The following is a 24,349-nucleotide window of genomic DNA, read 5'->3' as shown; positions in this document are numbered from 1 at the left end:
CTCTCCGCTTTTCTATACTTCCAGGGTTTCCAGCGTTCCGCCGTCCACTGCCCAGTCCTGTCCGGTGACATGGCTGGCGGCATCGGACAAGAGGAAGGCGGCGACCTCGGCCATCTCCTCGGCGCTGCCCATGCGGCGTTGCGGAACGCGGCCTTCGATCATCTTGCGCTGTTCCTCAGGAATCCGCGCCAGGGCTTCGGTCTCGATGAAGCCGGGGATCACACAATTGCAGCGCACGCCATGCGGGGCCATTTCCATCGCCACCGCGCGGCTGAGGCCGAGCAGGCCGTGCTTCGAGGCGACATAGGCAGGGTTCATCGCCATGCCCCGCTTCGAGGCCATCGACCCGGTAACGAGGATGGAGCCCTTGTTCGCCTCGACCATGGCCGGCAGCACCTTCTGGATCGCCCAGAACACCGACGAGAGGTTCACCCGCAAGGTATCCTCCCACAGGTCGCCCGGATATTCGAGCAGCGGGGTGAAGCCGCCAGTCAGCCCGGCATTGGCGAACAGCCCGTGGATCGGCCCGTTCTGCGAAACCGCCGCGTCCAGCGCGTTTTCCAGCTGCTCGCGATCGCCGACGTCGGCCGTGGCCCAGGCGGCGTTGTCGCCAATTTCCTGCTTGGCTTCCTCCAGCTTGTCGGACCGGCGCGCGATCAGCGTCACTTTCGCTCCGCGCTGCGCGAGCAGCTTGGCGGTGACGAGGCCGATACCCGAGGATGCGCCGGTCACGACGATATGCTGGCCATCGAATGTCATGCTTGAGGTTCCTGCTCGCTGATCGGCCGCGCGCGGGCGGCGGCAATGAAATCCGACCAAGGTTGGGTCAGCGGATCGTCGCTGTCGACCGGGTACCACTGCTGCTGTAGCAGCCGGCGTGCGGCGCGTTCCTCCATCCCCAGTTCCAGGTGGTAGCGATAGAAGAAGGGGGAGACCCGCCAGTTCGCCACGCAATGCACGTGGACCGGTTTTTCGACCTTCGCCAGCTGGTCGACGAAGCGGCCGTAATGATCCTCGGTGGGCGTCCTGAACGGGACGGGTATCCGCACGTAGCCGATCCCCAGCGCGGCAAGCTTGTCGCCTTCGTTCGCCAGTTCATCCTCGTGGCCTTCGGGGATCAGGTCGATCACTTCGCGCACGCCCATGCTGGCCAGTTCGGGAAGATCTTCCTCCACCAGCTTGCCCGAGGTGGTGACCTGGTCGGACAAGCGTTGCCAGTTGGGGATTTTCGTACGCTCCACCGGATCTCTATTCCTGCCCGGTCAGCCCCAGCACGCGGGCCGCGTTGTCTTTCATGATGCCCGGCATCACTTCATCGCGGAAGCCCACTTCCTTCGCCGCGGCAATCCACTTGTCCGGATGGATCAGCGGGAAATCGCTGCCGAACATCATCTTATGCTTAAGCTGGGTGTTGGCGTAGGTGACCACCTGCTTGGGGAAGTACTTCGGGCTCCAGCCCGACAGGTCGATGAAGACGTTGTCCTTGTGCAGCGCCATCGACAGGCTCTGGTCGACCCACGGCCAGGAGGGATGGGCGAGGATGATCTTCATGTCGGGGAAGTCCACCGCGACATCGTCGATCAGCATTGGCTCGCCATACTTCAGGCGCATGCCGCCGCCACCGCGCATGCCCGTGCCCATGCCGGAATGGCCGGTGTGGAAGATGGCCGGCAGCTTGTACTCGTTGATGACTTCGTAGATCGGGTAGCCCATCCGGTCCGCCGGGTGGGCGTTCTGGGCAATGCCGTGGAACTTGAAGCCCTTCACGCCGTGGTTCTCGATCAGGTCGAGCGCCTCGCGCGCGCCGTACTTGCCCTTGTGCGGGTCGATGGAGGCGAAGGGGATGCAGATATCGTCGTTCTTGTTGGCGATTTCCGCGACTTCGTAGTTCGACACGCGCTTGGCGCCCATGCCGCTCTCGCAATCGACGGTGAACATGCAGAAGGCGATGTTCGTCTCGCGATAGAGCTCGATGATCTCGGGCATCTTGGGCCGTTCGCGCGGGGCCTTGAAATAGTGGCTGGCCGCGTCGAAGAACTTGCCCATCACCGGGTCTTCGGGATCGTGACAGGAAACCTCGGCGTGCACGTGCACGTCGATGGCGCGGACCTTGTTGGGATCTACCGGCAAATCAAACTCCCCCTTTACAGACAATAAGGCCCGCCCCGGACGATCCGGCGGCGGGCCTCGATTGCTCTGCTTCTTAGTCCATCTTCATGATGACGGACTTGGTCTGCAGGTAGGCGTCAATACCTTCGCGGCCCTGCTCGCGGCCGACGCCGCTTTCCTTGTAGCCGCCGAACGGGATCGCGGTGTCGATCATGGCGTGGGTGTTCACCCACACGGTGCCGGCCTGCAGCCGCGCGGCGATCTTGTGCGCGGCGGTGACGTCCTTGGTCCACACGCCTGCGGCAAGGCCGTACTGCGTGTCGTTGGCGTCCTTCACCACTTCGTCGAGGTCCTCGAATCGCTGGGCGACGACGACCGGGCCGAAGATTTCCTCGCGCACGACGCTCATCTGCGGGTTCACGTCGGTGAGGATGGTGGGGTTGACGTAGTAGCCGGCATCGGACGGCGCATCGCCGCCCATCAGCACGCTGGCACCATCGCGCTTGCCCGCGTCGATGTAGCCCATCACGCGATCATGCTGTTCCTTGGAGACCAGCGGACCCATGTGTGCATCGGGATCGAGCGAGGGACGCGGAGCCCAGAAATCCTTGGTCTCGGCCATGCCTTCCACGACCTTGTCGAACACGCTCTTGTGCGCATAGAGGCGCGAACCGGCGACGCAGACCTGGCCCGAGTTGAAGAAGATCGCGCCAGCCACGCCCGGAGCGGTTTCCTGCACGTTGACATCCGGCATCACCACCACCGGGCTCTTGCCGCCCAGTTCCAGCGTGACGTGCTTCAGCGTGTCGGTGGCGTTGCGGTTGATCAGCTTGCCGATTTCGGTCGATCCGGTGAAGGCCACCTTGTCGACATCGGGGTGCTTCACCAGGCGATCGCCGCCCGTGTGGCCATAGCCGGTGATGAGGTTGGCAACGCCGGCCGGGATACCGGCTTCATGGATCAGGTCGAACAGGCGCAGCGCGGTCAGGCTGGTCTGCTCGGCCGGCTTCAGGATCGTGGTGCAGCCTGCCGCCAGCGCCGGGCCGATCTTCAGGCAGGCCATCAGCAGCGGGAAGTTCCACGGCACGATCTGGGCGCAGACGCCGACCGGCTCCTTCAGCGTGTAGGCGAACAGCATGCCGTCGGGCATGGTGTAGGGCGGGATCGTCTCGCCGGTGATCTTGCCGGCCCAGCCAGCGCAGAAACGGATGTGCGAAGCCGCACCCGGCACGTCGACCGCACCGGCCATGCCCTTCGGCTTGCCGACGTCGATGGCCTCGAGCTCGGCCAGCTCGTCGGCGTGCTCCTCGATCAGGTTGGCCAGCTTGTGCATGATCTTCTCGCGCTCGACCGGCGGCATGCCGCGCCAGCGCTTGTCGTCGAAGGCGGCGCGGGCAGCGGCCACGGCGCGATCGACGTCCTTGTCGGTCGCCTCGACGATCTTGGAGATGATCTTGCCCGAGGACGGGTCTTCGACATCGATGGTCTCGCCGCCCGAGGAATCGACCCACTCACCGTTGATGTAGAGCTGGGGCGAACGCTCCAGCGCCTTCTTGGCGGCGGCGGAATACTCTCGCTGGGTGCGATCGATGGTGGTTTGTTCGTTCATTGTGCGGGTCCTCTCAACCTAAACGACTCTGTTTGACTTTATCCTAGCAAAGGCACGCGGGGCTGCCTACGGCGCCTGTGCAATCGTAACGCTCGTTAGAATGTGTGCCACGGGGAGTCGAGCCTCCCCGTGGAACTCTATTCGCCCAGCGCCTTGTCCTGATTGGCGCGCATGATGATGTACTGGCGAATGTTCTCCAGTTCGCCCTCGTCGATGTCGGCGGCGAAGGAGACCATGCCGTTATGTGCGAAGGCCCCGTCGATCACGATCGCCTTCATGGCGTTGAAGTTGTTGATCGTCATCGAATGGCGCAGGTCCGGATTGAGCGCGCCGGCCACTGCCGCATCGCCGTGGCAAGCGCCGCAGAAGCGGGCGTAGAGGCGCGCACCGGCGGCGGCCTGTTCCTCGGTGCCGGTGAACAGCGGCGGATCGAGCACGCGTTCGGCCAGCGGCGGCGGCTCGGGCAGAGAGCCATCGGCGCCCAGCTTGAACACCAGCAGGCGGCTGATGTTGCGCGGCGTGCCCGACTTGGCGGACAGGATGCCAGGGGCAACGTCCCAAACTCCGCCCCAGCCGACCATGATGGCGACATACTGTTCGCCGTCGATGGCGTAGGTCATCGGTGCGGCGATCACGCCGGACTGCGTCGGGAACGACCACAGCTGTTCGCCGGAGGTGGCGTTGTAGGCGCGGAATTCCTCAGCCGCGGTGCCCTGGAACACGAGGTTGCCCGCCGTTGCCAGCGTGCCGCCGTTCCATGGGCCCGGATAGTCGACGCGCCAGGCCTCCTGCCCGGTCACCGGGTTCCACGCCACCAGTGCGCCGGTGGTCGCGGCCAGGGTCGCCTCGCGAACTTCGGGGATCGGCGGCATGGCCGTGGCCGCACCGTCGATACCGGTCTGGAAGCCCAGCTCGGTTTCCTCGAACTCGTTATCCGCCATGAACGGGAAGCCGGCGAGGTTGGCGGGAATGTACATCAGGCCCGTAGCCGGCGAATAGCTTTGCGGGTGCCAGCTATGCGCGCCGCCCGCGCCGGGCAGGCCGACGAACATCTGACCGGTCTGCTCGTAGCGTGCTTCCGGGTTGATTTCGGGACGTCCGGTTACCGGATCGATACCCAGCGACCAGTTGATGTCGACCCATGGCGTGCCCGAGATGAATTCCCCGGTTGCCGCGTCGAGCAGGTAGAAATAGCCGTTCTTTGGCGCATGCATCACCACGCGGCGCTGCTCGCCGTCGATCTCGACGTCGGCCAGCGTGATCTGCGCGTTGGAATCGTAGTCCCAGCGATCCTCGGGCGTCTGCTGGAAGTGCCAGACATATTCGCCGGTGTCGGCATTCAGCGCGACGATGGATGAGGTGTAGAGGTTGTCGTCACCTTCGGTGTCGGCACTTTCGCGACCGTTGGCAGCGGGGTTCCACGGTTCGGCATTACCGGTGCCGAACAGCACCAGGCCGGTTTCCGGATCGTAGGTGATCGAATCCCACACGGTGCCGCCACCGCCCAGTTCCCACCAGTTGCCGCCCCAGGTCGCCGCGGCGCGTTCCATGGCCTCGTTCTCGAAGCCGTCTTCCGGATTGCCGGGCACGGTGTGCCAACGCCACAATTCGTCACCGTCCGCCCAGTCGAAGGCGGCGATGAAGCCGCGTGCGCGATACTCGGCGCCGCCGCTGCCGATGAAAACCTTGCCGTCGGCCACGCGCGGCGCGCCGGTGCTGGTGTAGCTTTCGTGGTCGGGCACGTATTCCTTGCGCCAGGCGACCGAGCCGTCGGACTGGTTGAGTGCGACGAGATAGCCGTCGAGCGTGGCGACATAGACCTTGTCGCCATAGAGGGCGACACCGCGGTTCACGGCGTCGCAGCAGGCCGCCACCAGCGTTTCACGCGGGACTTCGGGATCGTAGCTCCACTTGAGCTCACCTGTCGTCGCATCGAAGGCGTAGACCTTGCTCCAGGCGCTGGTGGTGTAGAGCACGCCGTCGTGCACCAGCGGCGTGGCTTCCTGCCCGCGCGCCGTGTCGAAATCGTAGCTCCAGGCCAGGCCCAGTTGACCCACGTTCTCGGCCGTAATCTGCATCAGCGGAGAGAAGCGCTGTTCGCCGTAGTCGCGGCCGTAAGACAGCCATTCCTCGGCCGCGGCGGACGCAATCAGCGCGTCGGTCACGCCCTCGGTCGGCGGGGCCGTGCCCTCGGCGGCGCCATTCGAATTGCACGCGGCCAGTGCCAGCGCCAGTGTTGCCCCCAGCGCGCTCTTGATGGCCGCTGCCTTAAACATCCGCATTTTCGCCTCTCCCAAAGCGTCCTGAGTCGCGCCCGTCCAAGGGCTGCGCAATCCTAACCATCGTTAAAGTTGCGCCTGTGAAGGTCAAGCAGGGCTTTACCCTGCCGAGCCATAAAGTGTGTTGCAATGCAGCAAGCGCGAGGCGTATGAACCGTCCCGTCAGTCGAGCGCGAGCCCGCGTCATGACCCTGGCTCAGCAGCCGCTAATAGCCAATGACAGGATTACCCAAATGACATTCAAGCTACCGTCGCGTGCCGACCACGTCGGTTCGTTCCTGCGCCCGCAATCGGTGATCGAGGCGCGCGATCGCCATGCCGCCGGCGAGATCGACGCAGCCGCCCTGCGCCAGATCGAGGACGAGGCCATCGCCGAACTCGTGAAATGGCAGGAAAGCCTCGGCATCAAGGCCGTGACCGATGGCGAATTCCGCCGCAAGTTCTTCCACACCGACTTCCTGCTCCAGCTGTCGGGCGTGGAGGAGACCGGGGGGATCAAGAAGGCGTTCAAGAACGACAAGGGCGTGGATGTCGAATTCGCGCCGCCGAAGATGATCATCACCGGCAAGGTCGAACACGTGAAGCCGATCCAGCGCGCGGACTACGAATTCCTCGCTGGCCAGGTGAGCGCGCCGGGCGCCATGGCCAAGGTCGCCATTCCCAGCCCGACCATGCTGCACTTCCGCGCCGGCCGTGCAGGCATCCCCGAGGATGCCTATCCGCAAATGCAGGATTTCTACGACGACGTGGCCAAGGCCTATGCCGAGGAACTCGCCGATCTCGTCGACGCCGGTTGCCGTTATGTGCAGCTGGACGACACCAACCTCGCCTACCTGTGCGACACCGGTCACCGCGAGGATGCGCAGAACCGCGGGATGGATCCGGATTCGATCACCCATGACTATGCCAGGCTGATCAACGCCAGCTTCGATGGCGCGCCGGAAGACCTTATTCGCACGATGCACCTGTGCCGCGGCAACTTCCGCTCCAGCTGGGCGGCCGAAGGCGGTTACGAGCCGGTGGCCGAGGTGATGTTCAACGAATGCGACATCGACGCCTTCTTCCTCGAATACGACGATGCACGTTCGGGCGATTTCTCTCCGCTGCGATTCCTGCCCAAGGGCAAGACCGTGGTGCTGGGCCTGGTCTCGACCAAGCTGGGCGAGATGGAGAGCAAGGACGATATCAAGCGCCGGATCGACGAGGCGGCGAAATACGCTCCGATCGAGCAGCTGGCGCTGTCGCCGCAATGTGGTTTTGCCAGCACCGTGCACGGCAACGACATCACCACGCAGCAGCAGGCCGACAAGATCCGCCTGTGCGTGGAAGTGGCCGAAGAGGTCTGGGGCTAGGCCCCGATTGTGCGCCGTTCAGCAAAGCATTCGCTTTCCTGAACGGCGCAACCACATCCTGTTAACCATGTTTGCGTAACATCGCAGGCTCCAGATTGGAGACGCGAACATGGCAAGTGCTTTCGACGACCGCCGCGATATTCCCGCCATTGCGGGTGCCTGCGAATGCGAAGGTGCGCGTCATGCCGTGGCCATCACCCGTCTCACCGCCGATGGTTGCATGCTCGAAGCGAACGACGACTGGCCCGGCGCGAGCGACTTCGTGCACCTGAGCATCGACGGTTCCATCGAGATGAACGGCAAGCTGGCCTGGGCGCAGGGCCGCCGAGCGCAGCTGCGCTTCTTCGGCCAGGTCCACCCGGCTGCTATCGCCAAATTGCTGGAAGCCGCTACCCCGTGATGCGGAAAACGCTGCGCGCGTTGTCCTCCATCAGCATCTTCTTCACCTTGTCGTCCATGTCCATGCGGTCGTAGGCGGCGACCTCGTCGTAGGACTGCTGGTAAGGGTAATCCATCGCGTAGAGCACGCGCTCCGGCCCCAGCACGTCCTGGCAGAACTTGATCGCCGGTTCCCAGCCCACGCCGCTGGTGGTGATCCAGATGTTGTTCTTGAAGTAATGGCTGACCGGATGCTTCAGCTTGGGCTGGGTGCCCCCGCGCAGGTGGCTGCGACCGTCGGCATTCCCCTGCATCCAGTCGAACCGGTAGAGGTGCAGCGGCAGGCATTCGCCCATGTGCCCGATGACGAGGCGCAGCTTGGGGAAGCGGTCGAAAGCGCCGGAGAAGATGATCCCCATGGTGTGCAGCCAGACATCGTGCGGGAAGCCCGCCAGCGCGCCGAAGAAACCGCGATCCTCGTAATGCGGCGCGTTGAAGGGCGCGGTGGGGTGGATGTAGAGCGCCGCGTCCATCGCCTCGAGCACCTCGAGGATCGGCCAGTAGTCCTGCTCGTCGATGTAGTGGCCCTGGAAATGCGAGTTTAGCACGGCACCGTTGAGCTTCAGCTCGCCCATGGCCCGCTCGATTTCCTTCACGCTGCCTGCCACGTCGCGCGGGTCGAAGGCGGCACAGGCGGAAAAGCGGTCGGGATGGTTGCGGCAGGCTTCGGCGGCAATGTCGTTGGCCTCGCGCGAAAGGGCGGTGCCGTCGCCGGGCTTCACCACCTGCACGCCGGGGGCAGTGAGCAGCAGCAATTGCCGGTCGATGCCCAGCTCGTCCATGTGGCTGATGCGCAGGTCGCCCAGGTCCTGCAGCATTTCCTGCAGGCTCGGCATCTTCGAGAACATGCCCGCCATCTTCAGGCTGTCGTCGTCGGGTGCGTCGCCGCTCTCGAGGTACTCGACCTGCGCCTTCACCAGCGCCGGGAAGGTCCAGGCCTCTTCGGTAGCGATACGCTGGTACGGCGCATGCCGGTCGACGTGACCGGCGCGCGGGGCGAGACCGATCCGCTCGCGGTGAGAGAAGTCTTCCTTGAAGTGGCCCTTCAACCCTTTTTCGCTGCCGTCTTCGAGCTTGGCCATTCCCTCACCTCGTTCCCTAGAACATCGTATTGTCGTTGAGCGCTTCCTCGGGCACCGGCTGGATCACGTCCCAGTGTTCGACCAGGTAGCCGTCCTTGATGCGGAAAATGTCGACTACCGCGCTGCCCCGGTCATCGGGTGCGCGGGTGAAGTGGTAGTGCACGGCCACCAATGTGCCCTCTTCGCCCTCGTCGCCGTAGATGACGCGCTTGACGTCGTGCCGCATCTCCGGGTTCGCCTGCATGTGCGCGGCGAGCACTTCGATGGTCGGGTCACGCCCGGTGGGCGAATTGGGATCGTGCTGGATGTAGTCCGGGTGCACCCAGGCTTCGAACCCGTCGGTCAGGCGGTTCTGGTTGTAGAACACTTCGATGAAGCGGTCGGCCACCTCGCGGTCCGACAGGCTTTCTCGATCGCTGGTGTCCATCGGATCGGCCGCAACGGTCCCGGCAGGGTCCGCTTCGCCCACGTTGCCTGCAGGTCCGCAAGCGGCGAGCGCGAGGCTCGCCGCCAGCAGGATTGTCTGACTGTGTCGCATCGCGCCCAGCCTCAATCGTCGAACTGCTGCTTTTCCATCAGCTTGGTGAATTCGCCCACCTTGAAGGCCTCGCCCAGCACGGGGTGGGCAAAGCTCATTTCCACCGGATGGCGGTTGGGCCAGGTGGTGCGCCACTCTTCCTTGGGCAGGATGCGGTCCGGACCCAGCGGGTTTTCCGGATAGGTCTGCTCCGCCGGCTGCAGGTGCGCGGTCGTGTGCGCCCAGCCGGTTTCGTAGTCGCCCTGCCACTGCATCAGGTAGTTGAGGCGCTTGATCTTCCACACCAGCTCGCCGTCGGGGCCGGGCTCGCGAACGTAGTCGTTCTCGTAGATGCCGGCTTCCCAGAACTGCTGCGGCGGGCCTTCGGGCTTCCAGTCCATCGCCTCGTCATGCCAGCCGCCGGCCAGCATGCCGCGGAAGCGGCCCTTGGCGGTCATGCGGTCCTCGGCCACGGTGATGACCGGCTGCAACTGGAAGTGATCCAGCAGCAGGCCGTGTACCGGGCCGCGGCGACCGCGGGTGAACAGGTTCTGGAACCAGGTGCCGTAGAGGCGCATCACGCCTTCGTAGCCGACATATTCGCCGGACAGGAAAACCACCGCGCCATCCTCGGCGAACAGGCCGGCGACTTCCTCGGGCCGGTTGTAATCGATGTAATAGCCATAGGCCATCTGCAGGCGCAGGATGGCGGCTTCGTCCTCCAGCCGGTGGACGCTCTTCTCCAACGCCGCGAGGCGGGCTTCGGTATCGGACATTTCGACTCTCCCCTTTGTCTATTTGTATGCAATACTAACGAACGATATAATCAAGGGAAGCCCAAAGGCGGGCGCGGGAGAGAATTGAGCGATGAAAGTTGATCCGGCGAATTATCGCGAGGAATGGCAGGGCCGCGTGGCCTTCATCACCGGCGCGGTGACGGGGATCGGCCTCGGCACGGCGCAGGCCTTTGCCGATGCCGGGATGCGCGTGGCGCTGTCCTACCGCAACGAGGACGATCGCGCCGCGACCGAGAAGTGGTTTGCCGAGAAGGGCTACGAGACGCCGCTGTTCTGCAAGCTCGACGTGACCGACCGCCAGCGTTTCGCGCAGGTGGCGGAGGAAGTGGTCGATCACTTCGGTGAGGTTCACGTGCTGGTGAACAACGCCGGCGTCAGCGTGTTCGGCCCGACCGACGAGGCCAGCTACGACGACTACGACTGGATCATGGGGGTCAATTTCGGTGGCGTGGTGAACGGGCTGCAGAGCTTCCTGCCGCGCATCAAGGAGAGCGTCGGCCGCCGCCACGTGGTCAACGTCGCCAGCATGGCCGCCTTCCTGCCGGGGCCGCAGGCAGGCATCTACACCGCCAGCAAGTTCGCCGTGCGCGGCCTGACCGATAGCCTGCGCTACAACCTGGCGCCGCACGGCATCGGTTGTTCGCTGTGCTGCCCCGCGCTCACCCGCACCAATGCCTGGGCCAGCGCGCACAAGCGGCCGGAGCAGTTCTCCGATGCCGGATTCGCCCCGCCCAAGGAAGGCGAGCTGGAACAGTTCGGCACCGCCTTCGAACAGTTCGGCATGGACCCCTACGAGGTCGGCGCGAAGATCCTACGCGGCATGAGCCAGCAGGACGGCCTGATCCTGACTCACCCCGAACACGCGATCGACTTCACCGAGGAGTTCGCCAAGCAGATCGCCGCCCTGCCGATCGAAGACTGCCCTCCCGGCCGCGCCCATATCGAGGCGCTGCGCCGCAAGGCCGGCAAGGATGCCGAGGCAGGCCTGAAGATCGAAATGGACGATCTGACATAGTTTGCTTTTCGCTGCCGCCTCCGCGGCGGCGTCCTCGCTGGATGCGCAGCAGAGCTGCGCCCGCTACGGGCGGCCGTTCGGCCTTGCGGTCGGCCAGTCGCCGACCGTGGCTTGGGACTCGCACTGCCAAGTGAACCTGCTATCTTCCCGTTCAAACGGGAAAAGAGGAGCTTGGCATATGTGTGAATTGGATCAGGTTGCGGCCATGCCGAAGGTTACGCGTCGGCAGTTCGGCGCATTGGGCGCAATGGGCGCCGCAGGGGCCGTGGCCGCCTGCGCGCCGATGGACAGCGGGGCCGAAGCGGAAGGCGGACTGGTGGAGAACACGGTCACCTTCGATGCACCGGGCGGCACTTTCGATGGCGTGTTCATCCATCCTGCCGGCGGATCGCATCCTGCCGTCATCCTGTGGCCCGACATTGCCGGCCTGCGTCCGGCCAAGGTGCAGATGGGGCGCCGGCTGGCCGAGGCCGGTTATGCCGTGCTCGTCGCCAATCCCTATTACCGCTCGGTTGCCGGCCAGCAGTTCGAGGATTTCGAGGACTGGCGCGCCAATGACGGGTGGAACCGCGTCACCCCCTGGCGCGAGGCCAACACGCCCGAGGCCGTGCAGGAAACCGCGCGCGCCGTGGTCGCCTGGCTTGATGCGCAGGATGCGGTCGACAGCTCGCGCGGCATCGGCAACCAGGGCTATTGCATGACCGGCAGCTGGACCATCTACTGCGCCGCCGCCGTGCCGGACCGGATCAAGGCCGCCGGCAGCTTCCATGGCGGTGGACTGGTTGGCGACAGCCCGATGGCACCGGTCAACCTGCTGGACGACATGGCCGACGATGCTGCTGCCCTGATCGCCATCGCCCGCAATGACGATGCGCAGGCGCCGACCGACAAGGACGCCCTGCGCGCCGCCGCCGAGACGGCCGCCGCGGACGTCGAGGTGGAGGTCTACGACGGCGACCATGGCTGGACCGTGCTCGACAGCCCGGTCTACGCCGAGGCCGAAGCCGAGCGTGCCTGGGCCAACCTGCTCGAGATGTATTCCGAGACGCTCTGATGCCTCCGGCAGTCGCCGCCGGCATGGCTGACGAGCGCGTGTTCGCAGCCACCGGTCGCGACTGGGCAGAGTGGAAGGCGCATCTTGATGCGGCCGCCGCGGAAGTGGCCAAGGCCTTCCGGAAGCCGCTGCGCCAGCTGCTCTGAACGTCACCGCAGCAATATTGCGCAAGATCAATGTGACCTTGCGCCCGGCCGCATAACCCTCCCTCGACCGATAAGACGAGAGGGAGATAGTCAATGGCAAGGAATGGACTCGCAGTAGTAGCGGGCGCACTGCTGCTCGCGTCGTGTGGCAGTGCAGCGGACCCCGCCGCCGTGGTGGAAACCGTACGCCTGACCGAACAATCGCAATTGCAGTCGATCGAGAGCGGCGACGTTGTGGGAATCGCGCGACTCTACGCCGATGATGCCGTGCTGGTGAAGCCGGACGGTTCGATTCTGCGCGGCGGCGCCGAGATTGCCGATGAATATGCAACCTTGCTGGCCGACCCCAACTTCGCGCTGACGATCGAACCGACGGGCGGCTGGGCTTCGGAAGCGGATGACGTTGCGGTGCTGACCAGCGAAGTCGACTTTACCACCACCGATCCGGAAAGCGGCGAGCCGGTGACGCTCGACATGCACAGCCAGACGGTGTGGACCAAGGCATCGGGCGGCAGCTGGATGATCCGTTCGGCCTACAACGTCGCGGTGCCGCCGGCACCTGCGGCGGAACCCGCAGCCGAATAGGCGTTCCCTAGGCGAACCAGTATGCGGTGCCGCGCATCTCTAGGCTGATGCGCGGCGGCGCACTTGCGGGTGCCAGCGGATTGTCGAAGGCGCCGTGCGGCATCAGCTGCGCGCGGTCCGGGTCACTCTCGCTGGTCTTGAACACCAGCGCCTCGCCCGGATGCATGTCGGCAAAGTAATACCACCGGTGCGCCGGGCTGTATTCGAGCAGGTAGTTCGGAAAGCCCCATTCGGGCGAGCCGTCGAGCGGGTCGAAAATGGCGTCGCAATCGATCAGGTCTTCGGCCGAGATACTATTGTAGGCGCACAGGCCGAGCGGCACGTCCTGCGGCGGGGCGGACAACACGCGCCATACGTTGTACTGCGCGCTGCGCACGATCTCGCGGCCTTCGGGAGCCGTCTGCGCGCGGGCGCCTGCGGCGGCTTCCTTCGCCATGTCGACATGGACGAAGCGGGCCGGGTGAGAATTGTCGTGGCTCTCGTTCTCTCCCGCTCGTTCGGAAAAGCGCAGGATCCCCATCGGCGTCATCGCCACGTGGTCACAGCCGGTCACCGATTTCAGCAGTTCGGCGATCTCGTCCGAATGTACGCGCTTGACCGCATCGAGATCGGTGAGGTCGGGCACCGCGCTGCGGTGTTCGACTAGCTGGAAGCCCTCGACATCGAGCGAGCAACCGCGGCCGCGCGCATCGGTGATCTCCACTTCGACCGGCTGCAGCGGGACGAAGTCCTTCTCGTGCGCATTGGCGTAGAAATAGGGGCGCTGTTCGGTGCGCCTGGAATAGCCGATCTCCGCGCGCACCGAACCCATCAGGCGTCCTCGAATTCCTCGGTGTCGATCGTCGGGCGGATGGCATCGTGGTAGCGATGGCCGTGCACCGTCGCATGGTTCACGATCTCGCCGGCCCTGGCGATGGCGTCCGCCGGGATGTCGACGGTGGCGGAGTGGAAGTTCTCTTCCATGTGGGCGATGCTGGTGGTGCCGGGGATGACATGGCAGTTGTCGCCCTGTTCCAGCACCCAGCGATTGGCCAGCTGCGCGGGCGCGACGCCCACTTCCCTGGCCAGCGCCTCGAACTGCTCGATCACCTTCAGGTTTTTCGGCCAGTTCTCGGCGTTGAAACGCGGCATCTTCGTGCGCAGATCCTTTTCCTCCAGCGTGGAGGGATCGCGCAGCACGCCGCCGAAGGCACCCCGACCGGTGCTGCTGAAGGCGACCAGCGCGATGCCCAGCTCCTTGCAGGTATCGAGCACGCCCAGCTCCACGTTGCGGGTCCACAGCGAATATTCGGGCTGCACCGCGGCGATGGGATGGACGGCATGCGCTTCGCGGATATGCGCGGCATTCCATTCGGACACGCCATAGGCGCCGATCTTGCCCGCCTCGATCGCCCTCACCATGGCGCCCACACTGTCGGCAATCGGCACCTTGGGATCGAAGCGGTGCATGTAGAACAGGTCGATGTGGTCGGTCTTCAGCCGTGCCAGGCTCTTGTCGAGGTTCTCGGCAATGCTTTCCGGCGAACAGCTGACGCCGCGCTTGGGTCCGTCGACCACGATGCCGCACTTGCTGGCGAGGAAGAACTCCTTGCGCCGATGCATCACGGCTTCGGCCAGCAGTTCCTCGTTCGCGCCGCCGCCATAGATGTTGGCGGTGTCGAGATGGTCGTAGCCGATGTCCAGCGCCCGGTTGAGCAGCTTGACCTTCTCATCATGCGGCGGCGGTGAGCCATAGGCCCACGACAGGTTCATGCAGCCAAGGCCTACGGGGTGGACGGGTTTACCGGCGATTTCGCGTTTCATCGGGTCTCCAGCGATTCATGTCGTTGGTTGTTGTTCAAAAGAGGCCCGCCCGCCGTTGCGACGGTGCCGGCCTATGCGTCGCGCAAGGCGTCCTGCGCCCAGCGATAGAATGCGTCCTGCTTGTGGCCCATCTCGCGGCCGGCCATGCGATAGCCGGCTTCATCGCTCTCGATCTCCGTGCTGCGCCACTTGTGCTGGTGCTTTGCCAGTTCCTGTCGCATCTCGGCGAACTTGGCGTCGAACTGATCCTTCAACTCGGGATTGGCGGCAAGCCGCGGATCGGTGCGGATGGCGCTCATCATTTCCGCAACCAGCGTGGCGAACCGCGTCCGCAGCCGCACGATCTGGCGCATCGTGCTCTCGTCTGTCGCTCCCAGCGCTGCCTGCATCTTGTCGTTGGTCTCCCGCGCCTCCGCGAGAATGTTGTCCAGATCAGCCATGAGTGCTCCTCCCCCTCGGCCTGTTGCTCCCGGCGCAATCTTGTGCCGGGAGCGAATGGGCGTCAAGTCAAGTGAGCACAGTTACTTACGACCAGCCGTCCTGTTCTTCGAGGCTGGCGGCCAGTTCGCCAATGACTCGGTAACAATCGAGCACCTGCGCGACAGAACTGTTCGGCTCGCGGCCTTCACGGATCGCGGCGATGAACTCGCGGTCCTGCAGTTCGATGCCGTTGTTCGACGGCACGTCCACGCCGGACAGGTCGATCGGCTCGTCCTTGCCATTGTAGAGATCGTCATAACGAGCGAGGTAGGTTCCAGTGTCGCCGATGTAACGGAAGAAGGTGCCGAACGGCCCTTCGTTGTTGAACGACAGCGACAGGGTCAGGATCTGGCCCTTCTCGGTCTTCATCTGGATCGACTGGTCCATGGCGATGCCAAGCACCGGGTGCTTCGGTCCCTGCAGGATGTTGGCCTTCACCACCTTCGAACCGGTCATGTACTGGAAGATGTCGATGGTGTGCGCGCTGTGGTGCCACAGCAGGTGGTCGGTCCAGCTGCGCGGTTCGCCCTTGGCGTTCTTGTTCTCGCGGCGGAAGAAATAGGTCTCCACGTCCATCGAGAGGATTTCCAGCTCGCCGGCGTCGATCTGCTGCTTCACCCACTGGTGCGAGGGATTGAAGCGGCGAGTGTGGCCGGCCATGCAGACGAGGCCGGTTTCCTGCTGCTTGGCCATCACCGCCTGGGCATCGGCCCAGCTGTCGGCCAGCGGGATTTCCACTTCGACGTGCTTGCCGGCGTCCATCGCCTTGATCGCCTGGTCCGCGTGCATCTGCGTGGGCGTGCACAGGATCACCGCGTCGACGTCGTCGCGCTCCAGCATGGCTTCGTAGTCGGTGGTGGCGAAGCCGATACCGTACTTGTCGGCCATGGCCTGGGTCGGCTCGAGGCGACGTCCGACCAGCGCGGTCACTTCCACGCCGTCGATGTTCTTCAGCCCGTCGAGGTGCTTTTCTCCGAATGCGCCGCCACCGGCGAGTGCGATCTTCATGGGGGACTTCTCCCGTTCGAGAGTTTCGAGTGGTTACATATTAACAAGGGGCGCCAGCGCGGATTGTTCCGCCGGCGCCCCCCGGATGCTTATTCGGCAGCTTCGAGGCTGTGCCCGCTCAGCACGCGCTGCGGGTTGAGCGCCTCGCCGGCGGTTTCCTCCGGCTGCAGGATCAGCGCGCCCAGCGCGGTGTTGGAGGCGGGGATGTGATAGAAGTTGTACAACTCCTTCACCTTGTCGCCCAGCGCACCGCGCATGATCAGCCACATCACCAGCTCGATGCCTTCGCTGCCCGCTTCGCGCAGGTAGTCGATGTGCGGCTTCTTGCTCAGCGTTTCGGGGTCGTTGATCAGCTGCTCGATGAAATCGAGGTCGAATTCCTTGTTGATCAGGCCCGCACGCGGCCCCTGCAGCTGGTGGCTCATGCCGCCCGTGCCCCAGACGTGGACGTTGAGGTCTTCCGGGAAGCTTTCCACTGCCGCCTTGATGCTGTCGCCCAGGGCAAAGCAGCGCGCGCCCGAGGGCGGCGGGTAGGTGACGACGTTGACCGGCAGCGGGATGACCTTGCAGGGCCATTCATCGACATCGCCGAACATCATCGATAGCGGCACGGTGCAGCCGTGGTCGACGTCCATCTGGTTGAAGATGCACATGTCGAAGTCGTCGAGGATCAGGCTCTGGGCGATATGCCAGGCCAGGTCCGGGTGGCCGATCACGTCGGGCACCGGACGCGGACCCCAGCCTTCGTCGGCGGGCTTGAAGCTTTCGCCGCAGCCGATCGCGAAGGTCGGGATGCAGTTCATGTCGAAGGCGGATGCGTGATCGTTGTACACCAGCACGATGACATCGGGCATGTTGCCGGGCTGCTTGATCCACTCGCGGATCGCGTCGTAGCCTGCAAACACCGGACCCCAATAGTCGTCGCGGTCCTTGCCGGTCTGCATCGCCGCGCCGAGCGCGGGGATATGGCTGGAAGTGATACCTGTGGTTACGCGGGCCATCTCAATAGCCTCCCTTCTTCGAACGTACGCCTTCGGGCGAGCGACCGCCCTTCAGCATCATTTCTGCATATTCTTCCTGGCTCATGCCGGTCATCGAACCCGCGGCGAACTGGAAGCTCTTGCCGTCGGTGCTGAACAGCTTGGACAGGTAGTAGACGTTGCCGCCTTCATCGATCATCGCGTTGTAATCGCGATCGAGCACCGCCTGCTTGGCGGCCGGCGTCAGGTTCCATTCGTCGAGATAGGCGCTCTCGTCGGCCTTGAACCGTTCGCGGTTCTCGGCCTTCATCAGGCTCATCGCGAACTGGTTCAGCCAATATCCCTTGCGGGCGCGCGCTGCGGTGAACACGCGGGTGCCGGGGATATCCTCGAACTCGGCGAGATATTCGTGGATGTTGATCCGCTCTTTCTTCTTTTCGGTCATTGGTCTTTCCATTCGTATTCAAGCGGTGCCTCGCGAAAGGCGAAACGGTCGATATGGCGCTCGATGACACCGCGCATGCGCTCGTTCTCCGCCTGGTCGGCAGTTGTAAGCGTGATGGCGATGCCGTCCTTGCGTGCGGTCAAAATGGCGTTGGTGTGCTCGGAGAAGGGGAAGGTCCCCATTCCGTCGCCCTCGTCATAGGCGGTCGCCATCTTGTGCCCCCAGTGGCTCACCAGCTGCTGGATGTAGCGCTCCGGCTTCTCGCAGGTCACAAATCCGGTGGCAGTATGGCTCACGGGCGCTGCTCCTCCAGCCCCTTGGCCTTCAGCAGCTTGTCGAGCCGCGGATAGACGCGGCGGGCATTGCCTTCGAAGATCATGTGGCGTTCGAGCGGAGTGATATCCAGCGCGTCGATATAGCGCTTGGTATCGTCGAAATAATGGCCGGTCTGCGGGTCGATGCCGCGCACGGCGCCCACCATCTCGCTGCCGAACAGGATGTTCTTGTTGTCGATCACGTCGGCCAGCAGGTTGATGCCCGGCTGGTGATAGACGCAGGTGTCGAAGAACACGTTGTTCATCAGGTGCTCGTCCAGGCTCGGCTGCTTGAGCATGTCGGCCAGGCCGCGATAGCGACCCCAGTGGAACGGCACCGCGCCGCCGCCGTGCGGAATGATGAAGCGCAGCTTGGGGAAGCGGCTGAACAGGTCGCCCTGCAACAGCTGCATGAAGGCGACGGTGTCCGCGGCCAGGTAGAAGCCGCCGGTGGCGTGCATGGCCGGGTTGCAGCTGCCCGAGACGTGGATCATCGCCGGCATGTCGAGCTCGCACAGCTCTTCGTAAAGCGGGAACCAGTACTCGTCGGTCAGCGGCGGATGCTCGAAGTGGCCACCGCCCGGATCGGGATTGAGGTTGCAGCCGACGAACCCCAGTTCGGAGCAACGGCGCAGTTCCGCGATGCTGGCCTTCAGGTCGGCCTTCGGGCTTTGCGGCAGCATGCACACGCCGATGAAGGTGTCGGGGAACAGCTTCGTGACGCGGTAGATCAGGTTGTTGCAGTGATGCGCCCAGGTGGCGGACACTTCCTGGTCGCCGATGTGGTGCGCCATCGCGCTGGCGCGCGGGCTGAAGATGGTGAAGTCCGCGCCGCGTTCCTTGATCAGCTTGAGCTGGTTCTGCTCGATCGTCTCGCGGATCTCGTCATCGCTGATGGCGGGGTAGGGGGCGGGCTTGCGCCCTTCCTTGTAGGCGGCCTTCTGCTCCTCGCGCCACGCATCGTGGCCCTTGGGCAGTACGGTGTAGTGACCATGGCAATCGATTACCAAGCTCATCGGCGAATCTCTCCCTTGAATTCCGGCGTGTTCCGGATTGCTTCCAGCTTACCAGAAAGAGTGTCCGGTGGGGGACTAAGTTCCAACTGGCCCAGTGCGTCCTGTATGAGGACGGTCTGCTCGCTCATCCGGGCCGGGACGCCGAGGTCGCGCAGCATCTCTGCCGCCTCCACCATTTCGGCACCGCGGCGGCGGCCGTGCACCAGCATGCGGTCGAGGTTGTAGTCGGCGCGTTCGGCCCAGCTGACCTGCTTCTCGCTGGCGTCGAGCGAGGCGAGCACTTCGTCCAGCACTCCGGCCTGGCTGGCAGCCAGCACCATTTCGGCGGTCAGCGCCTCCAGCCCCTTGACCATGACCGAGCGGCACAGCTTGATCGCGCTGGCGCGGCCGACCTCGTCGCCGACGGTGCGGATATTGGTGAAGCCAAGCTTGGCCAGCAGGTCCAGCGCGGTAGCGGCCTCCGGACCGGACACCAGCAGCGGCACGGCCAGCAGTTTGTCGACCGGCGACATCACCGCGACATCGACATAGCGGCCGTTGACCGCTGTGATCGCTTCGGCCGCAGCCCGCTTGGTTTCCGGCGCGACTGAATTCATGTCCAGCCAATAGGCGCCTTGCGGCAAGTGCGGCGCATATTCGCGCGCTGCATCCAGCGCGGCGTCGGCGGTCACTAGACTCAGCACCACCTCCGCGTCGGCCAGCGTCTCGGCACAATCGACGCCCGGAGCAACGCCGCAAGCCGGCATCGCCGCACAGCGTTCGGGCAGGATGTCCCAGCCGCGCGCAAAGCCTTCCCAATCGGCTGCGCGAGCAAAGGTTTCCCCGGCCTCGCCGAAGCCGATAAGTGCCACCTTGGGGGCGGAAGTGGTCGAATCTGTCGTGGACATCGCTCTCGACGACCGCCCCTAACAATTGTAAGTGTTGCTTACAAGTTTGGCCTTCGGTCCGTAGCATCGCCTTGACGAGCGCAGGCGCACGGTCCACGCGGGCCGCAAATCAGCACATGAGGAGAGTCGTAGGCATGGGTGTCGTCGTCCAGAATATCGAGCGGGCCGATCCGGAAGTCGTCAAGGCGCTGGGGCAGTGCGGGGTTGCCACCGTGCATGAAGCGCAAGGCCGCACGGGCCTGCTGGCCAGCTATATGCGCCCGATCTACTCCGGCGCGCGCATCGGTGCATCGGCCGTCACCATCAGCGTGCCGCCGGGCGACAACTACATGGTCCACGCCGCGATCGAGCAGTGCCAGGAAGGCGACGTGCTGGTGATCGCGCCGACGTCTCCCTGCGAAGACGGCTATTTCGGGGACCTGCTGGCCACCAGCGCACAGGCGCGCGGGGTGAAGGGCCTGATCATCGATGCCGGTGTGCGCGACATTCGCGACCTCAAGGAAATGGACTTCCCGGTCTGGTCGAAGCGCGTCTTCGCGCAGGGCACGATCAAGGCCTCGCTCGGCAGCGTAAACGTCGACGTGGTCTGCGCCGGGGCCTTCATCCGTCCGGGCGACATCATCGTGGCCGACGATGACGGCGTCTGCGTGGTGAAGCGTGAACAGGCCGAAGAGGTGCTGAAGAAGGCCCAGGCGCGCGAAGCCAACGAGGAAGAGAAGCGCCAGAAGCTGGCCGACGGCGTCCTTGGCCTCGACATGTACGGCTTCCGCCAGAAGCTCACCGACATGGGACTGAAGTGGGTCTGAAGGTAGCTGAAAGGCACTGAAATGAACCAGGCACCGGTCATGTGGATGCGCGGGGGGACGTCGAAGGGCGGCTATTTCCTCGCTTCCGACATTCCCTCTGATGAAGAGGAACGCGCCGAGTTCCTGCTGGGCGTTATGGGCAGTCCCGACCCTCGCCAGATCGATGGCATGGGCGGGGCGGACCCGCTCACCAGCAAGGTGGCCGTGGTGAAGAAGAGCGAGCGGGCAGGGGTCGATGTAGACTACCTGTTCCTGCAGGTCTTCGTCGACCAGGCCATCGTCACCGATGCGCAGAACTGCGGCAACATCCTCGCCGGCGTCGGCCCCTTCGCCATCGAGCGCGGGCTGGTGGAGCCGACGGGCGATGTGACCGACGTCACCATTTACATGGAGAACACCGGCCAGATCGCGGTCGCCAGCATCGAGACCCCGGCGGACGAGATCGGCAAGCGCGGCGTCAATTACTGGGGCGAGGCGAAGATCGACGGGGTGCCCGGCACCCATGCGCCGATCCCCATCGAGTTCCGCGACACCGCCGGCTCCAGCTGCGGCGCGCTGCTGCCCACCGGCAATGCGGTGGACGAGATCGAGGGCGTGCCTTGCACGCTGATCGACAACGGCATGCCGTGCATCGTCTTCAAGGCCGAGGACGTCGGCGCCACCGGCTATGAAACGCGCGAGGAACTGGAAAGCGAGGCCTTCGCCCCGATCCGCGAGAAGATTGAGGCAATCCGGCTGGCGGCAGGCCCGCTGATGAACCTTGGCGACGTGAAGGAGAAATCCGTTCCCAAGATGACGCTGGTGGCCCCGCCCAAGCATGGCGGTGCGATGACTACCCGCGTCTTCATCCCGCACCGCGCCCATGCCTCCATCGGCGTTCTGGGAGCGGTGACGGCCGCCACCGCCTGCCTCGTCGAAGGCTCGCCTGCTGCCGAAGTTGCGGTGGTGCCTGACGGCCCCGAGAAAACCCTCAGCATCGAACACCCCAGTGGCGAGACGACTTGCGTGATGAAGGTCAATTCCGCTGGCGAGGTTGAAAGTGCTGCCCTGCTGCGCACCGCGCGCAAGCTGATGGATGGAATCGTCTATGTCTGATCGTATCACATCGTGGCATCCCAGCCCCTCCAAGCCGCGCTATACCCCGCCGCCGGGCGCGGTGGACGCGCATTGCCATGTCTTTGGCCCGATGGCGCAGTTCCCTTTCAGCCCCAAGGCGAAGTACCTGCCCGAGGATGCCGGGCCGGACATGCTGTTCGCCCTGCGTGACCACCTGGGGTTCGAGAAGAACGTGATCGTGCAGGCCAGCTGCCACGGCACCGACAATGCCGCTACGCTGGATGCCATTGCCAAGTCGAACGGCAAGGCGCGCGGCGTGGCGGTTGTCGATCCCGCCATCAGCGATGACGAGCTGGCAGCGCTGCACGAGGGCGGCATTCGCGGCATTCGCTTCAACTTCCTGAAGCGGCTGGTCGACAATGCCCCCAAGGACAAGTTCCTCGAAGTTGCCCAGCGCCTACCCAAGGGCTGGCACGTGGTGATCTATTTTGAAGCCGACATCCTGGAAGAGATGCGCCCCTTCATGCAGGCGATCCCGGTGCCGATCGTGATTGACCACATGGGTCGCCCCGACGTAACGCAGGGGCCTGACGGCCCCGACATGCGCGCCTTCCGCAGCCTGCTGGAATCGCGTGACGACATCTGGTTCAAGCCCACCTGTCCCGACCGGCTGGATGCCATCAAGGAAGGCGGGCAGGGCGATCCGTGGGACAATTTCGCTGCCGCCGTCGCGCCGCTGGTGGCCGACTATCCGGATCGCTGCATCTGGGGCACCGACTGGCCGCATCCCAACATGCAGGACGAGGTGCCCGACGATGGCCACCTGGTCGACATGATCCCGCGCATTGCCCCTTCGGAGGAATTGCAGGCGAAGCTCTTGGTCACGAACCCGAACCGTCTATACTGGTCTGATTAAGGACAGGCCGGCATCAACGAATCCGGCCATGTTGGGAGACGATCATGGCCGAAAGGCGCCTGGAAAAGGCCCTCTGCGACTGGTTCGCCGACGTAGAGATTCTCGATAGCACCATTGGCGATCTACTGCGTGAGCAGGCGGCGACCAATGGCGATGCGGATGCACTGGTAGAGGGGCTGCCCGACGGCACCGCCGGTCGCCGCTGGACCTATGCGCAATTGCTCGCCGATGCCGAGCGCATGGCGAAAGGTTTTGCCACCCGCTTCCAGGCGGGTGAACGCATCGCCGTTTGGGCACCGAACGTGCCCGAATGGGTGCTGGTGGAACATGCCGCCGCGCTGGCGGGACTGACCTTGGTGACGGTGAACCCGTCGTACCAGAAGCGCGAACTCGACTACGTGCTGCGGCAGTCGAATTCGGCGGCGCTGTTCCTGGTGAAGGAATTTCGCGGCAACCCGATGGGCGCCATCGCGGCCGAAGTGGCGGAGGACCTGCCGACCCTGCGCGAAATCGTCGACCTGCAGGACGAATCCGCGCTCTACACCGATCCGTCCGGCACTCTGCCGCAGGTCGACACCAACGATGCCGCACAGATCCAGTACACCAGCGGCACGACCGGCTTTCCCAAGGGCGTGGTGCTGTCGCACCGCAACCTGACCAACAATTCGCGCCTGTTCATCGAGGTGGGTGACTTGCCGCGCGGTCTTGGCGCGCTGGGTCTAACCCCGCTGTTCCACACCATGGGCTGTTCGATGGGCGTGCTGGGCGCGCTGCAATCGGGCGGGGCCTATTGCCCGCTGCTGGCATTCGATCCGCACGCCGCGCTGGACATCATCGAGCGCGAGAAGGTGAGCTGGACGATCTGCGTGCCGACCATGGCAGTGGCCATGGTGGCGGCGCAGAAGGAAAAGCCGCGTGATCTTTCCTCCCTCCAGCGCATCGGTATCGGCGGCGCCATGGTCGCGCCGGAACTGGCTCGCGCGGTCGAGAGCGTGCTCGGCGTCGACGTGCTGGTCGCCTACGGCCAGACGGAAAGCAGCCCGCTGATCACCAGCGGCCGCCCGACCGATGCCTTCGAAGACATCATCACCAGCGTCGGCCAGCCCGCGCTGGGCTGCGAGGTCGGCATATTCAACCCGGAGACGAACGAAGTGGTCGGCTGCGGCGAAGTGGGCGAAATCCGCTCGCGCTCGGCCTCCACCATGCTCGGCTACAACGACGATCCCGAAGCGACCGCCGCGACGGTCGACGCGCAGGGCTGGCTGCACACCGGCGACCTCGGTACCATGGACGAGCGTGGCTATGTGAAGATCACCGGCCGGGTGAAGGAAATGATCATCCGCGGCGGCGAGAACCTGTTCCCGGCCGAAATCGAGAACGTGCTGCTCGAACATCCCGATGTCGCCGAATGCGCCGTGGTTGGCGTGCCGGACGAAGTGCTGGGCGAAACCGTGGCCGCCTTCATCCGGCTGGAGCCGGGCGCGACATTCGACCAGGAGGTGCTGCGCACCCATTGCCGCTCGCTGATCAGCCCGCAGAAATGCCCGGCACACTGGGAAGTGGTCGAAAGCTGGCCGCTCACCGGATCGGGCAAGATCCGCAAGTTCAAGCTGCGCGACGAATGGGTGGAGCGTAACCAGGGCTGAGCCTGGGGT

27 protein-coding genes are annotated in these 24,349 nt (G+C 64.5%); 10 read left to right on the top strand and 17 right to left on the bottom strand.

Annotation, left to right across the window (positions count from 1 at the left end; all coding sequences use genetic code 11):
* Positions 1-12: 12 nt before the first annotated feature.
* From OZN62_RS07935 to OZN62_RS07915, 5 genes are all read right to left on the bottom strand, one after another.
* The gene (locus OZN62_RS07935) at positions 13-759 is read right to left on the bottom strand and encodes an SDR family NAD(P)-dependent oxidoreductase (RefSeq protein ID WP_269099027.1); all 747 of its coding nucleotides are present in this window, start codon (positions 757-759) and stop codon (positions 13-15) included.
* Positions 756-1,241: a protein tyrosine phosphatase family protein gene (locus OZN62_RS07930; RefSeq protein ID WP_269099026.1), complete on the bottom strand. Its 486-nt coding sequence runs from the start codon at positions 1,239-1,241 to the stop codon at positions 756-758. The genes OZN62_RS07935 and OZN62_RS07930 overlap by 4 nt, the downstream gene beginning before the upstream one ends.
* A 7-nt stretch (positions 1,242-1,248) precedes the next feature.
* Positions 1,249-2,130, bottom strand: a complete 882-nt coding sequence (locus tag OZN62_RS07925; protein WP_269099024.1) for an amidohydrolase family protein — start codon at positions 2,128-2,130, stop codon at positions 1,249-1,251.
* Between the two features lie 73 nt (positions 2,131-2,203).
* Positions 2,204-3,718 carry an aldehyde dehydrogenase family protein gene (locus OZN62_RS07920; RefSeq protein WP_269099022.1) on the bottom strand — a complete coding sequence of 505 codons (1,515 nt, stop codon included), beginning with the start codon at positions 3,716-3,718 and terminating at the stop codon, positions 2,204-2,206.
* Between the two features lie 137 nt (positions 3,719-3,855).
* Entirely contained in the window at positions 3,856-6,000 is a 2,145-nt protein-coding gene (locus OZN62_RS07915; protein ID WP_269099021.1) for a PQQ-dependent dehydrogenase, methanol/ethanol family, read from the bottom strand.
* A gap of 230 nt (positions 6,001-6,230) precedes the next feature.
* On the opposite strand from OZN62_RS07915, the gene OZN62_RS07910 reads away from it, so the two are divergent.
* Positions 6,231-7,349, top strand: a complete 1,119-nt coding sequence (locus tag OZN62_RS07910; RefSeq protein WP_269099020.1) for a 5-methyltetrahydropteroyltriglutamate--homocysteine S-methyltransferase — start codon at positions 6,231-6,233, stop codon at positions 7,347-7,349.
* Positions 7,350-7,458: 109 nt separating this feature from the next.
* Positions 7,459-7,749 carry a hypothetical protein gene (locus OZN62_RS07905; RefSeq protein ID WP_269099019.1) on the top strand — a complete coding sequence of 97 codons (291 nt, stop codon included), beginning with the start codon at positions 7,459-7,461 and terminating at the stop codon, positions 7,747-7,749.
* Here the strand turns inward: OZN62_RS07905 and OZN62_RS07900 are convergent.
* Genes OZN62_RS07900 through OZN62_RS07890 form a run of 3 tightly spaced genes read right to left on the bottom strand, consistent with a single transcriptional unit; the run spans position 7,739 to position 10,162 of the window.
* Positions 7,739-8,869 carry an amidohydrolase family protein gene (locus tag OZN62_RS07900; protein WP_269099017.1) on the bottom strand — a complete coding sequence of 377 codons (1,131 nt, stop codon included), beginning with the start codon at positions 8,867-8,869 and terminating at the stop codon, positions 7,739-7,741. The two genes, OZN62_RS07905 and OZN62_RS07900, sit on opposite strands and share 11 nt — an antisense overlap.
* A 16-nt stretch (positions 8,870-8,885) precedes the next feature.
* Entirely contained in the window at positions 8,886-9,407 is a 522-nt protein-coding gene (locus OZN62_RS07895; RefSeq protein ID WP_269099016.1) for a nuclear transport factor 2 family protein, read from the bottom strand.
* An 11-nt stretch (positions 9,408-9,418) separates the two neighbouring features.
* Complete coding sequence (locus OZN62_RS07890) at positions 9,419-10,162, bottom strand: nuclear transport factor 2 family protein (RefSeq protein WP_269099015.1); 744 nt, start codon at positions 10,160-10,162, stop codon at positions 9,419-9,421.
* Positions 10,163-10,253: 91 nt separating this feature from the next.
* On the opposite strand from OZN62_RS07890, the gene OZN62_RS07885 reads away from it, so the two are divergent.
* From OZN62_RS07885 to OZN62_RS07870, 4 genes are all read left to right on the top strand, one after another.
* Positions 10,254-11,198, top strand: a complete 945-nt coding sequence (locus OZN62_RS07885) for an SDR family oxidoreductase (RefSeq protein WP_269099012.1) — start codon at positions 10,254-10,256, stop codon at positions 11,196-11,198.
* A gap of 205 nt (positions 11,199-11,403) precedes the next feature.
* Positions 11,404-12,252, top strand: a complete 849-nt coding sequence (locus OZN62_RS07880) for a dienelactone hydrolase family protein (protein ID WP_269099010.1) — start codon at positions 11,404-11,406, stop codon at positions 12,250-12,252.
* Positions 12,252-12,398, top strand: a complete 147-nt coding sequence (locus OZN62_RS07875) for a hypothetical protein (RefSeq protein WP_269099009.1) — start codon at positions 12,252-12,254, stop codon at positions 12,396-12,398. The genes OZN62_RS07880 and OZN62_RS07875 overlap by 1 nt, the downstream gene beginning before the upstream one ends.
* Before the next feature lie 93 nt (positions 12,399-12,491).
* Positions 12,492-12,983, top strand: a complete 492-nt coding sequence (locus OZN62_RS07870) for a YybH family protein (protein ID WP_269099008.1) — start codon at positions 12,492-12,494, stop codon at positions 12,981-12,983.
* Positions 12,984-12,990: 7 nt separating this feature from the next.
* On the opposite strand, the gene OZN62_RS07865 is transcribed toward OZN62_RS07870, so the two are convergent.
* The 9 genes from OZN62_RS07865 to OZN62_RS07825 form a co-directional block, all read right to left on the bottom strand.
* Entirely contained in the window at positions 12,991-13,794 is an 804-nt protein-coding gene (locus OZN62_RS07865; protein WP_269099005.1) for a CmcJ/NvfI family oxidoreductase, read from the bottom strand.
* Complete coding sequence (locus OZN62_RS07860; protein ID WP_269099004.1) at positions 13,794-14,786, bottom strand: aldo/keto reductase; 993 nt, start codon at positions 14,784-14,786, stop codon at positions 13,794-13,796. The genes OZN62_RS07865 and OZN62_RS07860 overlap by 1 nt, the downstream gene beginning before the upstream one ends.
* 71 nt (positions 14,787-14,857) lie before the next feature.
* A complete protein-coding gene (locus OZN62_RS07855; protein WP_269099002.1) occupies positions 14,858-15,226 on the bottom strand; it encodes a hypothetical protein in 369 nt (122 codons plus the stop codon).
* A gap of 85 nt (positions 15,227-15,311) precedes the next feature.
* Positions 15,312-16,274, bottom strand: a complete 963-nt coding sequence (locus OZN62_RS07850) for a Gfo/Idh/MocA family oxidoreductase (protein ID WP_269099000.1) — start codon at positions 16,272-16,274, stop codon at positions 15,312-15,314.
* A gap of 89 nt (positions 16,275-16,363) precedes the next feature.
* Positions 16,364-17,275, bottom strand: a complete 912-nt coding sequence (locus OZN62_RS07845; RefSeq protein ID WP_269098997.1) for a class III extradiol dioxygenase subunit beta — start codon at positions 17,273-17,275, stop codon at positions 16,364-16,366.
* 1 nt (position 17,276) lies between these two features.
* Positions 17,277-17,699: a protocatechuate 4,5-dioxygenase subunit alpha gene (gene ligA / locus OZN62_RS07840; protein ID WP_269098996.1), complete on the bottom strand. Its 423-nt coding sequence runs from the start codon at positions 17,697-17,699 to the stop codon at positions 17,277-17,279.
* Positions 17,696-17,995 (bottom strand): DUF2218 domain-containing protein, encoded by a 300-nt coding sequence (locus tag OZN62_RS07835; protein ID WP_269098995.1) that lies wholly within the window; start codon positions 17,993-17,995, stop codon positions 17,696-17,698. The genes ligA and OZN62_RS07835 overlap by 4 nt, the downstream gene beginning before the upstream one ends.
* Positions 17,992-19,029 carry an amidohydrolase family protein gene (locus tag OZN62_RS07830; protein ID WP_269098994.1) on the bottom strand — a complete coding sequence of 346 codons (1,038 nt, stop codon included), beginning with the start codon at positions 19,027-19,029 and terminating at the stop codon, positions 17,992-17,994. The genes OZN62_RS07835 and OZN62_RS07830 overlap by 4 nt, the downstream gene beginning before the upstream one ends.
* Positions 19,026-19,916 (bottom strand): DUF1932 domain-containing protein, encoded by an 891-nt coding sequence (locus OZN62_RS07825; protein ID WP_269098992.1) that lies wholly within the window; start codon positions 19,914-19,916, stop codon positions 19,026-19,028. Before OZN62_RS07825 ends, OZN62_RS07830 begins: the two co-directional genes overlap by 4 nt.
* Before the next feature lie 134 nt (positions 19,917-20,050).
* Here OZN62_RS07825 and OZN62_RS07820 point away from each other — a divergent pair, with 134 nt between their 5' ends.
* The 4 genes from OZN62_RS07820 to OZN62_RS07805 are packed head-to-tail and all read left to right on the top strand — an operon-like array spanning position 20,051 to position 24,340.
* A complete protein-coding gene (locus OZN62_RS07820) occupies positions 20,051-20,722 on the top strand; it encodes a 4-carboxy-4-hydroxy-2-oxoadipate aldolase/oxaloacetate decarboxylase (RefSeq protein ID WP_330848733.1) in 672 nt (223 codons plus the stop codon).
* A 21-nt stretch (positions 20,723-20,743) separates the two neighbouring features.
* Positions 20,744-21,817, top strand: a complete 1,074-nt coding sequence (locus tag OZN62_RS07815) for a 4-oxalomesaconate tautomerase (protein ID WP_269098989.1) — start codon at positions 20,744-20,746, stop codon at positions 21,815-21,817.
* Entirely contained in the window at positions 21,810-22,694 is an 885-nt protein-coding gene (locus tag OZN62_RS07810) for an amidohydrolase family protein (protein ID WP_269098986.1), read from the top strand. The genes OZN62_RS07815 and OZN62_RS07810 overlap by 8 nt, the downstream gene beginning before the upstream one ends.
* A gap of 44 nt (positions 22,695-22,738) precedes the next feature.
* Positions 22,739-24,340: an AMP-binding protein gene (locus OZN62_RS07805; protein WP_269098984.1), complete on the top strand. Its 1,602-nt coding sequence runs from the start codon at positions 22,739-22,741 to the stop codon at positions 24,338-24,340.
* The last annotated feature ends 9 nt before the right edge of the window (positions 24,341-24,349 follow it).

Origin of the sequence: Aurantiacibacter sp. MUD11 (assembly GCF_026967575.1) — a bacterium.
Taxonomy (GTDB): Bacteria; Pseudomonadota; Alphaproteobacteria; order Sphingomonadales; family Sphingomonadaceae; genus Alteraurantiacibacter.
This window is presented reverse-complemented; position numbering and strand designations above follow the sequence as displayed.

Coding starts and splice junctions, on each gene's coding strand:
- OZN62_RS07935 (WP_269099027.1), bottom strand. CDS start 759: ATGACATTCGATGGCCAGCATATCGTCGTGACCGGCGCATCCTCGGGT.
- OZN62_RS07920 (WP_269099022.1), bottom strand. CDS start 3,718: ATGAACGAACAAACCACCATCGATCGCACCCAGCGAGAGTATTCCGCC.
- OZN62_RS07915 (WP_269099021.1), bottom strand. CDS start 6,000: ATGCGGATGTTTAAGGCAGCGGCCATCAAGAGCGCGCTGGGGGCAACA.
- OZN62_RS07910 (WP_269099020.1), top strand. CDS start 6,231: ATGACATTCAAGCTACCGTCGCGTGCCGACCACGTCGGTTCGTTCCTG.
- OZN62_RS07905 (WP_269099019.1), top strand. CDS start 7,459: ATGGCAAGTGCTTTCGACGACCGCCGCGATATTCCCGCCATTGCGGGT.
- OZN62_RS07900 (WP_269099017.1), bottom strand. CDS start 8,869: ATGGCCAAGCTCGAAGACGGCAGCGAAAAAGGGTTGAAGGGCCACTTC.
- OZN62_RS07895 (WP_269099016.1), bottom strand. CDS start 9,407: ATGCGACACAGTCAGACAATCCTGCTGGCGGCGAGCCTCGCGCTCGCC.
- OZN62_RS07890 (WP_269099015.1), bottom strand. CDS start 10,162: ATGTCCGATACCGAAGCCCGCCTCGCGGCGTTGGAGAAGAGCGTCCAC.
- OZN62_RS07885 (WP_269099012.1), top strand. CDS start 10,254: ATGAAAGTTGATCCGGCGAATTATCGCGAGGAATGGCAGGGCCGCGTG.
- OZN62_RS07880 (WP_269099010.1), top strand. CDS start 11,404: ATGCCGAAGGTTACGCGTCGGCAGTTCGGCGCATTGGGCGCAATGGGC.
- OZN62_RS07875 (WP_269099009.1), top strand. CDS start 12,252: ATGCCTCCGGCAGTCGCCGCCGGCATGGCTGACGAGCGCGTGTTCGCA.
- OZN62_RS07870 (WP_269099008.1), top strand. CDS start 12,492: ATGGCAAGGAATGGACTCGCAGTAGTAGCGGGCGCACTGCTGCTCGCG.
- OZN62_RS07865 (WP_269099005.1), bottom strand. CDS start 13,794: ATGGGTTCGGTGCGCGCGGAGATCGGCTATTCCAGGCGCACCGAACAG.
- OZN62_RS07860 (WP_269099004.1), bottom strand. CDS start 14,786: ATGAAACGCGAAATCGCCGGTAAACCCGTCCACCCCGTAGGCCTTGGC.
- OZN62_RS07855 (WP_269099002.1), bottom strand. CDS start 15,226: ATGGCTGATCTGGACAACATTCTCGCGGAGGCGCGGGAGACCAACGAC.
- OZN62_RS07850 (WP_269099000.1), bottom strand. CDS start 16,274: ATGAAGATCGCACTCGCCGGTGGCGGCGCATTCGGAGAAAAGCACCTC.
- OZN62_RS07845 (WP_269098997.1), bottom strand. CDS start 17,275: ATGGCCCGCGTAACCACAGGTATCACTTCCAGCCATATCCCCGCGCTC.
- ligA (WP_269098996.1), bottom strand. CDS start 17,699: ATGACCGAAAAGAAGAAAGAGCGGATCAACATCCACGAATATCTCGCC.
- OZN62_RS07830 (WP_269098994.1), bottom strand. CDS start 19,029: ATGAGCTTGGTAATCGATTGCCATGGTCACTACACCGTACTGCCCAAG.
- OZN62_RS07825 (WP_269098992.1), bottom strand. CDS start 19,916: ATGTCCACGACAGATTCGACCACTTCCGCCCCCAAGGTGGCACTTATC.
- OZN62_RS07820 (WP_330848733.1), top strand. CDS start 20,051: ATGGGTGTCGTCGTCCAGAATATCGAGCGGGCCGATCCGGAAGTCGTC.
- OZN62_RS07815 (WP_269098989.1), top strand. CDS start 20,744: ATGAACCAGGCACCGGTCATGTGGATGCGCGGGGGGACGTCGAAGGGC.
- OZN62_RS07810 (WP_269098986.1), top strand. CDS start 21,810: ATGTCTGATCGTATCACATCGTGGCATCCCAGCCCCTCCAAGCCGCGC.
- OZN62_RS07805 (WP_269098984.1), top strand. CDS start 22,739: ATGGCCGAAAGGCGCCTGGAAAAGGCCCTCTGCGACTGGTTCGCCGAC.